Genomic DNA, 12,165 nt, shown 5'->3' on the forward strand with positions numbered 1-12,165 from the left:
AAGAAATGCAAAAAAAGAAAATATTATATAAAAGTTTAGCCGTTCTTATGCTGGGTAGTATGAGCTTGTGTACGGTTGGCTGTACAGGAGATTATATTGGTGATGTACAAAATATAGGCTCTTTTGATGAAGCTAATTATTTCAAATCAGAAGATCAATGCATCAGTGCAACAGCCTCGGTATATGACATCATGAAAAAATATGCTGGCGGATTTGAAAATATGGTTACATTTTTCAATGCGGCATCTGATGACTTCTATTCCGGTGGAGGTAGTGCTACTGATGGTGCCGGGATACAGGGCGTTAACAACTATAAAATTAACGCCATCACTATGCCTGCTAGCTATTGGAAAGATTTTTATCAAGGAATTGCAAGAGCCAACTGGGTTATTGCAAATCTTGACAGTTCACCGGTAAACATGACCTTTAAAAAGAGAATTTTTGCAGAAGTTACGGTTTTAAGATCGCTGTATTATTTTGAATTAGTAAGAATGTTCGGAAATATCCCACTGATTCTTAAACCAGTTAAGGCTTCTGATGATTATTGGCATATACCACAGTCTCCAAAACAGGATATTTACAACCAAATTGAAGCAGATATCCTGAAAGTGGTTGGTGACCTGCCAATGACTGTATCTGGTTCGGATAATGGGCGTCTTACACAAGGTGGTGCCAGAGCAATATTGGGAAAGATATATCTGTATGATAATAAGAAAGCAGAATCTGCTGCACAATTAGCACTAGTTAATGGTACTCCTGGGCAAATGAGCCAATATGGTTATAAATTAGTAGATGATTATAGGACACTTTTTCAGATGGACTTAAATCAAACTACCGGCAAATATGAATACCACAAGTTTACTTCAGAAGCGGTTGTAGAAGCAGTTTATTCTAATGCTGGCCGTTCTGACTGGTCTTTTTGGGGTAAAGGTAATGATGAAGGTAACTCGATATGTATCATGACTGGACCACGCTCTTATACTCTCAAAAAAGGAAATGATGCTCCTGATATTGTTTCAGGTTGGTCATTTAACCCAATGACAGAAAATCTTTTCAATTTTATACAGAACGATCCAAGGGCTGACGTAACAGTTCTTAATGCTAAACAACTTCAGGACGATGGCAAAATTACCTACTCTCCAAGTTTCGCAGATACTGGGTATTTTTTGAAAAAATTTGCACCCTTCAGAACTGGCGTTTCAGATTTAACTGGTTCTATGGAGCTCAACTTTAGACAAGATTATATTGTAATAAGATTAGCCGATTCTTATCTAATGGAAGCAGAGGCTCTTGGTGGTACAGGTGCGAGGGCACAGGCATTATTAGATGCAGTAAGAGCCAGAGTAAAATTGGCACCAGTACCAGTTTCTTTACAGGCAATTAAGGACGAAAGAAGAAGAGAATTAGCAGGAGAAGGGCACCGCTGGTTTGATTTAGTAAGATGGGGAGACGCTCCAGCCAAATTGGCTTCAAAAGGTTTTGTAAGTGGTAAGAATGAAATTTTACCTATTCCTTACGGCGAACTACAAAATACTGCCATTAAACAAAATCCTAACTATTAATTTTAAAATTATGAATAGATATTTAAAATATACTGTCTGTTTAGGCATTGCAGCTGTAGCCATTTCTTGCGTTCCCGATTCTGTGGATGGTGACGGCAATGGTCTTACACCTACCAATTCAGACGCATCTTTCACAGTTACAAAAACTTCTGAAAATCATTATAGATTAACTTCATCCAATAATAACTATATTTCCTCCAAATGGAATCTGGATGATGGGGGTGGTTTTGGGCCGGGTCCCAATACTTATGATGTATTTCTTCCGGATCAGGGAACATATAATGTGCAGCACCAGATTATTGGTCAAGGTGGACTTGTAGGTGGTACAGCCCAACAGACTATAAAGGTGGATGCTTCAGATCCTAAAGCGGGAAACCTTATTAAAGGCGGAAATTTTTCTAATGCTGATGATGTTTCCAAATGGAGTCTAAGTTTCCCCAATCCTTCAGGGTCTGCCCTATGGACTTTTGCCGATAGCAAAGCAACTTTTACAGCAAAAGGCTGGGAAAGAAATGTAATTTACCAGACCGTTAATGTGGTGGAAGGTCAAACTTACAAAGCAGATGCTGTGGTTAGTTCAAAGGGTGTTAGCGACTCTTGGTTTGAGATCTATGTGGGATACAAAAAACCTGCAGCTAATGATGATTATACAGGTGACGGTTCAGACTCCACTTGGTTGCGAGCTATTAATACGTGGGCAGGATCGGGTAGTGCTGCTTTTAATGGGAAAATTTCGGTTGTAGGATCGAAAAATGCGAACAATCCAGATGGTACTTTTAAAGCCTCCAAGACAGGAACGGTCTATTTTGCGATCCGCTCCGGTGGTAATGATATGAAGGACGGAATCTCTATTACCAAAATCGAGTTCCGCGGTGTGAATTAATTTTTTCTTATTATATTCTTATGAATGAAAGAGGTGTAAGCCTCTTTCATTTTATTGTTCAATTGCAACTACATTGATTATAATTTTTTAAATCCATGATATGTAGGGCTCATAAATATTGTAAAAATGAATAAAAATAAAATTTTTCCGGGTCAGTTTCTAATTTTAGGGCTCTCATTCTTTTCGCTTTTATTTTGTCAAAGCAGTAATGTTGAAGAGCCAACTACGCCGGGTGGCAATTCTGGGGGAGGTGATGACAATTCCATTCCGGCAACAGTCTGGCTTACAAAAGCTGATGAAACCGTTAAACTTCAGAAACAAAATGACATCTACTTCAAAAATACAACCAACAACTATCAAAATATCGATGTTGATGCAGGTCAAAAATATCAAACCATAGATGGTTTTGGATACACGCTTACCGGTGGCAGTGTGCAGGTTATCAATCAGCTTTCAGCTGCAAAAAAAGAAGAGTTACTACAGGAGCTTTTCTCTGCCAATGCCAATGCGATTTCGGTTAGTTACCTTAGACTTAGTATAGGAGCATCAGATCTTAATGCCAGTGTTTTTTCGTATGATGATATGCCGGGAGGGCAGACAGATCCTACATTAGCCCAGTTTTCTTTGTCAAAGGATCAGCCAGTGATTGACATGGTAAAAAAAATACTGACAATTAATCCGAGCATAAAAATAGTTGCCACACCATGGTCTGCACCTGTTTGGATGAAAGATAATTCTAGTACAAAGGGTGGTAGTTTACAACCTCAATATTATGCTGTTTATGCGCAATATTTTGTAAAATATATCCAAGCGATGAAAGCCCAAGGTATAACAGTAGATGCCATCACTCCACAAAATGAACCGCTGCATCCGGGCAATAATCCAAGCATGTACATGACATCATCCCAACAGGGTGATTTTATCAAAAACCATTTGGGACCAGCTTTCCAGACAGCTAATATCAACACAAAAATTATACTGTACGATCACAACTGCGACAAGCCAGATTATCCAATGGATATCTTAGCAGATGCTGATGCAGCAAAATACGTTGATGGTTCGGCTTTTCATCTCTATGCCGGAAATATTGGTGTATTAGGGAATGTTCATATGGCTTATCCGAATAAAAATGTCTATTTCACCGAACAGTGGACTGGAGCCAATTCTTCGTTTTCAGGTGATTTGATATGGCATACAAAAAATGTAATTATAGGATCTATGAGAAACTGGAGCAAGAATGCATTGGAATGGAACGTTGCCAATGATCCATCATTTAATCCTCATACCGATGGAGGCTGCACAGAGTGCAAGGGCGCTATTACGATTAATTCAAGTGAAGCTTTTACTCGTAATGTTGCATATTATATCATTGCTCAAGCTTCAAAATTTATACCTCAAAACTCTCAGCGGATTGCTTCAACCCAGCCCGGAAACCTCAGTTCTGTTGCTTTCAGTACACCGTCGGGAAAAGTGGCATTAATTGTTTTGAATGAAGGCACTGGAACAGAAAATTTTAATATCAGATACAACGGTAAAAGTGCAGCTACAGCAATACCAGGACAGTCTGTGGCCACCTTTTTGTTCTAATGAAAAAAAAGGAGAACAATTCATACTGATTCCGAGATACTATTTACAGACTATAATTTCTCAAATTATATTTTTAGGGTTTTTAATTCAGCAGCTATAAAGCTGCTGTTTTTTTTAGATTGAAGGAATAATTGATCTGGAAAAAAAACTGCGACTAACCAGTGATCAACATGCTTTGCGACAACAGGTATAGTAAGGCTATTATCACTATACATCACTTTTATATCTAAGTAAAATTAATAGATCAATAGAATTTGCTGATAGCAAATATGATTTGTTTGCATTGATATGCATTGATTATTTCTATAATTTTTAAATCAAAAAATAAAGTTTGTGAGCTATTGGCAAAATATTTGCTTTTTATGTTTTGATTATAAATTGAGCGAATTGATTGTTTATTAGTGATTATTGTTAAGTAATTTTAATAAATATTTAATAATTAGGTACGATTGATGATTTGTTACTTGTTAATCATTATCACTTTTATCTGCTCTAGCTAATTAGTTTTTGATCTGATACTTTCTTTTTTGATTTTATTATATCATAAAATTTTTTAGAGTTATTAATCACCATAAAAAACTAAAGCCATAACTAGTCCTTATGTACGATAATTCTATTAAAGCGATAAAATTCTCAATTGCAGAGAGCGATTTCTATTTTAAGCAATTCTTAGTAAGAATGCTTTTAGAAAATCCTCTCTATTCGGTAGTTAATGATTGTAATAATGGCAATGAGCTAATAAACAGACTTTATCGCAAACAGGAAGATATTTTTATAATCAACCTGTTTATGCCGATTCTTAGCGGTTTAGAAGCTATCAAATACATCCGTCAAACTAATAAAGAAATACCAATTCTCACTTATTCGGCAACATTTCAGCATGATATTGCTGAAACAATCAACGATATTCCCAATACATATTATTGCCAGAAGAACAGTATCATTATTAAGGATATACTTCGTAATTGTATTTTGAGTCAAAACTCAAGCTATGAAGATTACAAAAAGGAGTGGGCTCTGCAGGAAGAGGCTGTCAAAAATTATATGGATCGCCAAAAAAAAGAACAAGAGGATCTTACAGTTACAGAAATTCATATCATCAAACTTTGTTATGAAGGCTTTAGTAATAAAGAAATTGCCGATAGGATTAATCTAAGTTCACGTACAGTTGATACCTATATCACCAGGTTGACCGATAAGCTTGGTCTCAAAAGCAAGCTAGATCTTGCGAGGTTTTGTGTAGAAAACGGATATTATAACTCAAGCATTTAATAAAAATGAGTGTATACGGTCAAAAAAAACTTAATAAAGATGATGTACGCAATGGCGTGCTTCGTTTTATCTTATCATTTGTTGTCTTAGCAGCGGTCAGCTTTTTAACGGTTTTTTTATTCTTTAAGAGTTCAGAGATCCAAAAACAGCAAATCCAGATGGAATTAAACGACTACAAGAGTGTTCTCAGCAGAAACGAATTGATTAAGAACAAGATGGATACCATCTATTATAAGATGAATTTGTTGAACTCCAACAAGGTGGATAATGATATTTTCCTTAGGAATTCTATTCTTGAAGATCTGCAGGATACCAAAAACATAATGGGAGCAGACACCGTGAAAGCTTTTAGACAATATGCAAGCCTTACAAAGAATATCGGTAAGATGACGGTTTTCAAAAACGAGCTAATAAACATTACAGCAAAAGAGCAAAATGCGTTGAGAAGCCTTAATGAATGCATTGGCAAAGTGGGTAAGATTAACACACAAATGAAAAAAAATGAACCAGGCGGCCGAATTGTAAAAAGATTAAAATAATAGATAGAGTATGCAAGTCAACATTACCCTTTCCAATAAAGAAAAAAAGTATTACTTCCTGTATTTGCTGGGACTTCTATTCTTTGCAGTATTGCTTTTATCGGTTGTAATACTTTACCGCTCAGACTCTCCATTTAATAATTCTGATATTCTGGCGATTCAAACATTGGAAGAAAAGGCCAAATTTGATGAGCGACAAAGAGTTGCGCAGCCAATCATCGACAGTACATTTCGTAAAATTGAGAAAGTATCTGCAGATGACCGTAACCCTTTGCAGGAAAATGAAATTAAATACAGTATCAATGATATCGCTAATATTTTTGAAACTGTAAATATAACGGATCCAAGAAAGCAATCTTATACCCAAATTGCTCAGTTTTACAAAATGTACATGGAGGATAAAATGGTGGCTGGTAAAAAAAATGAGAATATTAAAATTTTCACCAAACAGTTTGAAGATTGTTCTATTGGTTTTAAAGAAAGAAAGAATCAAAAAATGCTAAGAGATAATGCGCTAATTATGAAAAATAACTAACACTTTTAATTATGAATTACATCCAAAAAAACAAGAAGAACATTATTATTGCTGTAATAAGTCTCTTACTTTTAGCGGCTATTATAATTTTGTGGTTACAAAGAAAGGTCATCCACAGTTCTGACGATATAGTGGCTGCGGTTTATCCAACCTCTCTAAATGTGGGAGATACATTGACATTTGAAGATAAAACAGCATTTGGAAAAAGTAGAAAATGGGATTTTGGAGATGGATTTAATTCAGAAAAAAATAAGGGGGCTCACTTTTTCAAAAAACCTGGATACTATCAAGTCTCTGTCATTATTGATAATAAATATACCAAATCTTTTCCGGTTTTAGTATCCGCAGGGGTTTCTAAAAATACACCCGCAGAAAACACAGCCACCACTATTGATGCGCCAAGCCAAGCCATGCAGTTGGAGAATGTATTTTTTAGAGCTAATTCTTCTGATGCTAAAAACTTTACTTGGAAATTTGGTGAAACGGGGAATATAGATGCCAAAGAAAAAATGGCAACCTATGCTTTTAAAAATCCGGGAAATTACATTGTTACTTTATATACGGATGTAGATCAGGAACCAATCCAACATATGATCAAAATATTGCCTGCATATGAAGAATTAGATGATGAAGTTGTTACATCACCAACAGTAACAGATATTTACAGCAAAATTAATGATGATTTTAAATATCATCTGCAGCAAATCGCAGACGGAAATAGCTTTAATACCCATTACAACTATCTTCTTAACACTTATCTCTGCAGCAAGGACAATATTTCCGTAACAGTAAACGATAAGAATAATTCATTCTATTATTATTGTACAGGGTTGCAGTTTGATAAAAAAAATAGCATACAGGAAGTGAAAACTACTTTGGACAGTAATCAAAACTGTGTCATCAAGGTGGAAATAAAACAAAGCAAGCAATAAAATTAAAAAATAAAACTATGAAAAATAACTTTCGTAATGCTGTTTGTGTTTTAGGAACTGCATATATAGTCTCTGGATGTCAGGTAAGAATTCCTTCTGAAGAAACACCTAAATCAGGTTTTTATGGTTACGTAGATCAGATTAAGGTGAATGATGGTTATCCACATAAGTCTGAACCCTGGGTAGTTATTTCAGATCGTGCCAATAATTCTGTTTTTATGGATAAAGGTAATGAGAAATCACCAAAAGAAATTCAATTTCTAGAACCGCTTTTAGTTGTAAAAGAAAATAGCTCAAAGAATCTAATTAAGGTAGCACAGTATGAACCAGATGCTTTGTTAAAAAAAATACCCGAAAAATCTGTAAAAACTTACGGCTGGATTCCGAAGGATCAGCTTCTGCTTTGGAGCAATTCATTAAAGAGGAGTGATAATGGTTTTAATGTGAAGGCTGTGCTCTTGCCCAATCATTCGGATGTTCTAAAAGATGGTGCAAAATATTTAAAAAATGATTCTGTCCTTATATTTTCATCTCCCGATCTTACCAAACCAATCAGCAAAAAATTACCTGTTGGGCAAATTGTTTATATCTACAAACAGTCCGAGACCAATAATCGATTTTTAATTGGTAAATCACCATCCTTAAAATTAGATAGCATATCCAAAGATATTTATGGCTGGGTGAGTTCTAATATCATTGCAAATTGGGGTGACCGAAGTGCTTTACGAATTGCTTCTGATTTTAACTACACAGACGCCAACCAATCGGCCATAACAAAAAGATTGCCTGACGGAACTGTTTCTGAAACACGATTTGCATTGTCTGATGCAATTAACAGAACTCCAGTGGAAAATCTGGTTTCCGTTGTACCAACTGCAATTGATCCTTCTAATAAAGCCATTTTTTTTACCAATGCTTTGGACTACAGCAAAAATTTTGTGTATAATGTTTTAGGGCAACCCATTTATTTCGATCGTTTCCGGGAAATTACCAACAGAAGTAAAAACCTGAATATCATTTTTACAATTGACATCAGCCGCAATAATAGCCAAAACTCTGCATTGGCAAAGTCTGTTTTTCAGGATATCCAGTTAAAATCAGATCAATTTAAGTATTTCAGAAATATAAAATACGGCGTTGTACTATATAAGAATAATACGTGTGGAGAAAATGTACTTTCTTCATCATTGAGCAGTAATTTTGAGGAAATTAATTCCTTCATAGATTTGCAGACGGCTAATCAAAAATGCAGCAGCGCTGGTGGACAACCATTACAAGAAGCATTGGAAGCAAGTGGCGCACTACTAAGTAAGGTGCCAGATGAGACTAATATCGTAGTTGTTGTTGGATCTACTGCATCACCTTATGGTGGTTTGAGTACAGCAATGAGAAACCTGACGCTTGGAAGAGCAAGGATGTTGTTTTTTCAGTCCGCATCAGGATCGTCTGATTATTTTAACAACTTCGTGCTCTACTCAGAAAATATTATGACAAGCACTGCCCGCAATATTGCGGAGTTGGATAAAGAAAAGATTGTGGATCAAAAGATGATAATGGATAAAAATAATTACAATCTTGTGATGGGAGAAGAGGGGATGTATTCTTTAGATTATCCAAAGGCAAGTATGTCTCAAGGCTTTGTGGTTTATCCAAAGAAAGGCGAGATTAACTCTAGTAATTTGTTGATTAAGTCATTAGATAGCCTTTTGAAACAAGTTACAGATTATAATAAAAATGTTAATTCATCCTTGGTAAGTTATTTCAAATCTGCTGTAGGAAGTTCAAAAACGACTTTAAAACCAGATTTTCGAAACCAATTTGGGGATGCCCCTGCAATTATTCCTAAAGAAGCCGCTTCTCAACTATTAATGTATAATAACCCTTTTCTTACCAAGGGTATTTATACAGACGAAATCAAAGAAAGCTATCCTGCGGTTGAAAAGGGAATACTTTTATCTGAGACCGAATATGATAAATTGAGGGCTTTTTATCAGGAAATCTATAAAGAAACACAAAGTTTCAGCTCTACATTCAGTCAAAGCTCGGCTGTTAGCAGTTATTTGTCTGTTCTTAAGAAATATTATGATGGCGAAGGGAGGTTTGATAAAGCTAAGGTGAAAAACCAATCTATGGCTTATTCTGTCGCAATTAGTACAGGATTTGACAACTCTAATGAAGATGTACTTTCTAAATTTAAACTGAGTGGATGGAAACAATCAAAAATTATTTCCAACGAGAATGTTAAAAAATATTTTAAACAATATAAAACATTGGCAGACAGATTGCTGGACAACAAAAGTAATCCAAAAATCATTATTAATCAGAATGGCGAAAAACTTTATTGGCTCAATAGATATTTTATGCCAACTACACAACCAGTAGAATCTCTGTAATGTTTTCTTTTAAAAATATTTTAAATTATTTAAGCAAAAAATTAGTTAATCAATCACAAAATATAGATAATATGGCAATGTTTAATTATGGTGTTGGGGGAAACGAAGTAAAAGTTGACGCCAACGAAGCAATCCAGCAAATTCAGGAGAACAGATCCCTAATTGTAAGTCAACTCACAGCAGATGAGCCTTATATTCCGGAGATTGTAAAAGGGTTAAAATCTGTGGACGATGTTTTCAGGCACTTTCAACCCTCTATATCAGTACAACATGAGACAGAGGACGGTACCTATGTGGATGAGGAATTCCGATTCCAGCAATTAGGAGATTTTACCCCTAAAAATCTTACTCAAAACTCAGAATATCTAAAAACACTCAGCATAGAGCAGGAGCAGTATAATAAGATATTACGACAGCTAAAAAATAATAAAATTCTTAAAAATATTCTCGAAAATCCTCAGACAAAAAATGCTTTGATAGAGGTCTTGAAGGAAGTTGCAGGAGAGTTGGAAAAATAACAAAAACTTAAACTATGGATAATAAACAGCAAGCACAGCAAAGCCAGCAAGGAGCACAGCAACAGGATCACAGACAACGTTCTGGCTCAGCGATAAATGACCTGAACAAGGTTGGTGGATTCAACTTTATCGAAACGGTTGTAGATGGTATCGCCAATATGAATCCTACAAGAAAGGCTCGTAAAGAGATTTTCTTAAACGATACTAATAAGAAGTCGGAGAGAAAAGACCTTGCCCAAAAACTGAATCTGTGGATCTCATTATTGGAAAATAATACAACAGCAGATGAGATGGCAGAAACATGCAAAAACAAAGCACTTTCTGCTGAAAAAAACCTGAAATTGAACCTTAAGAATAGTCTATCAGAGATCCGCCAGTTGGAAACCGCCTACCGTACAATGGCGCAATTCTTCAAGAATACCGAACTGGACAAGGTAGATAATGTAAGTATCGTAAATGCTTCTTTGGAGCAAATGAAAGATCTGGATAATCCACTTTTCATCGACGCAATTGCAGATGAATTCAAACAAAATTATGACAGATTGGATCTGAGAGATAACTATTCTATCCTTGCGATTCCGGGATATTTGGGGTCCAATAAAGTCGTAGAAAAATGGGCAAAAATTTGTAATGAAAACAAAGTGATGCTCGTGACAGACTTTGCTAATCTTGACAAGCCGGATGACGTGGTAGACCTTTTCCATTCTGCCAATCTTACTGGTGGCGAACTTCATAGAAGTAATGTAATCATGACCACCAATTGGCTAGTGGGCCGTGGCCGCGCTGAGGAAGTGGGCGAAGAAGAGAATGTTGATCTTCCACCATCAACTTCTATGGCCGGTAAAATTTACAAAACATTGATGTCGCAGGTTGCTGCCGGCAAAAAGCACGGCAATATAAACGAGGTAGATGCTGTAAAATTTGACCTTAAGAAAAGTGAAATTTCGCAGTTGGAAAAAATGGGATTAGTGCCCATGGTCAATGAATATGGTAAGATAATGGCATTTTCTGCTAAAACACTTTTTACGGGAGATAACATAGGTTTGCAGACTTATTCGGTAGTTCGTGTTTTCGACTATGTGACCAAAGTTTTGCTGGATTTTCTTAACAGAAGAGCATTTGAAAACTGGAATCCACGAAATGAAGATGATCTGAGAAAACAAATTGTTTCTTTTCTGGATGGAATCAAAGGTCCTGATAAATTGATTGAGAAATTTAAAATCGTAAGGTTTGAACAGGATAAAGTGAACAAAGACCGTGTATGGCTGGATATTAGAATGACACCCTATTTTCCTACAAAAAGTTTTGTTATCAAACTTGATGGACATAAAGGCGATGATGGAAATGAATGGGATGCTGAGTACCAACAAGAATAAATTTTAAATATTTATAAAAGTAAAGGGAATTTACATCTCGTATGTGAATTCCTTTTTTTTCATAAAATTGACTGATATGAGAATACATAATTTTTTAATATCAATGATGATCTCATTATTTATGATATCTTGTAAAAAGGAATACCAAAGACCAGATCACTTTTCGGTCGATCTGTTTAAAAATGAAAAAAATGAACAGCAGAAAAAAATATGGTCTTCGGAGGATGCGATGGAGAAAAGTTTACTTGTCATAAAGAGTATTAAAACTGAATTGATTAGCAGTGCAAATGCTAATAATAAACCAATCTATATTTATAAAGTTAGTTCAGGTAAAGTTTTAAAAAGTTCGAAGGACAGTGTTATTTTTCCTTTTAGAATAATATCAGATCATGATTTAAAGATCAAAAATGATTCAATAACGATTTACCTGATTGCTCCCAAATCCTACAGATTATTTTTAAAAGATTTGAATGTACAATACCAAACTTTGCCATCATCACCATCTCACTAGACATAACATTATTTTTTAAGTTTTTTAAAAATTGTCGTAATTCTACTACAAAGAAAA

General features: G+C 35.3%; 11 protein-coding genes. All 11 read left to right on the forward strand.

All coding sequences use genetic code 11. The features are described from left to right. Positions 1 to 5 precede the first annotated feature (5 nt). The 11 genes from AC00Y6_RS08055 to AC00Y6_RS08105 all read left to right on the forward strand — a co-directional run bounded on the left by AC00Y6_RS08055 (position 6) and on the right by AC00Y6_RS08105 (position 12,108). Positions 6 to 1,562, forward strand: a complete 1,557-nt coding sequence (locus tag AC00Y6_RS08055; RefSeq protein ID WP_474490106.1) for a RagB/SusD family nutrient uptake outer membrane protein — start codon at positions 6 to 8, stop codon at positions 1,560 to 1,562. Positions 1,563 to 1,572: 10 nt separating this feature from the next. Further along, positions 1,573 to 2,445: a hypothetical protein gene (locus tag AC00Y6_RS08060; RefSeq protein ID WP_474490107.1), complete on the forward strand. Its 873-nt coding sequence runs from the start codon at positions 1,573 to 1,575 to the stop codon at positions 2,443 to 2,445. Positions 2,446 to 2,571: 126 nt separating this feature from the next. Next, a complete protein-coding gene (locus AC00Y6_RS08065) occupies positions 2,572 to 4,032 on the forward strand; it encodes a glycoside hydrolase family 30 protein (RefSeq protein WP_474490108.1) in 1,461 nt (486 codons plus the stop codon). A gap of 600 nt (positions 4,033 to 4,632) precedes the next feature. Next, positions 4,633 to 5,304, forward strand: coding sequence for a response regulator transcription factor (locus AC00Y6_RS08070; protein ID WP_474490109.1), 672 nt, complete (start codon positions 4,633 to 4,635; stop codon positions 5,302 to 5,304). 5 nt (positions 5,305 to 5,309) lie between these two features. Next, positions 5,310 to 5,843 carry a type VI secretion system TssO gene (tssO, locus tag AC00Y6_RS08075; RefSeq protein ID WP_474490110.1) on the forward strand — a complete coding sequence of 178 codons (534 nt, stop codon included), beginning with the start codon at positions 5,310 to 5,312 and terminating at the stop codon, positions 5,841 to 5,843. A 10-nt stretch (positions 5,844 to 5,853) separates the two neighbouring features. Beyond that, positions 5,854 to 6,378 (forward strand): type VI secretion system TssO, encoded by a 525-nt coding sequence (gene tssO, locus AC00Y6_RS08080; protein WP_474490111.1) that lies wholly within the window; start codon positions 5,854 to 5,856, stop codon positions 6,376 to 6,378. Positions 6,379 to 6,389: 11 nt separating this feature from the next. Then, the gene (locus AC00Y6_RS08085) at positions 6,390 to 7,310 is read left to right on the forward strand and encodes a PKD domain-containing protein (protein WP_474490112.1); all 921 of its coding nucleotides are present in this window, start codon (positions 6,390 to 6,392) and stop codon (positions 7,308 to 7,310) included. A 17-nt stretch (positions 7,311 to 7,327) separates the two neighbouring features. Beyond that, positions 7,328 to 9,703, forward strand: a complete 2,376-nt coding sequence (gene tssR, locus AC00Y6_RS08090; protein WP_474490113.1) for a type VI secretion system protein TssR domain-containing protein — start codon at positions 7,328 to 7,330, stop codon at positions 9,701 to 9,703. Positions 9,704 to 9,774: 71 nt separating this feature from the next. Beyond that, positions 9,775 to 10,221, forward strand: coding sequence for a type VI secretion system contractile sheath small subunit (locus AC00Y6_RS08095; RefSeq protein WP_474490114.1), 447 nt, complete (start codon positions 9,775 to 9,777; stop codon positions 10,219 to 10,221). A 14-nt stretch (positions 10,222 to 10,235) separates the two neighbouring features. Further along, positions 10,236 to 11,597 (forward strand): DUF5458 family protein, encoded by a 1,362-nt coding sequence (locus AC00Y6_RS08100; protein ID WP_474490115.1) that lies wholly within the window; start codon positions 10,236 to 10,238, stop codon positions 11,595 to 11,597. A 76-nt stretch (positions 11,598 to 11,673) separates the two neighbouring features. Further along, on the forward strand, positions 11,674 to 12,108 hold the full coding sequence (locus AC00Y6_RS08105) for a hypothetical protein (RefSeq protein WP_476589237.1): 435 nt from the start codon (positions 11,674 to 11,676) through the stop codon (positions 12,106 to 12,108). The last annotated feature ends 57 nt before the right edge of the window (positions 12,109 to 12,165 follow it).

It is taken from the genome of Epilithonimonas sp., assembly GCF_056329745.1.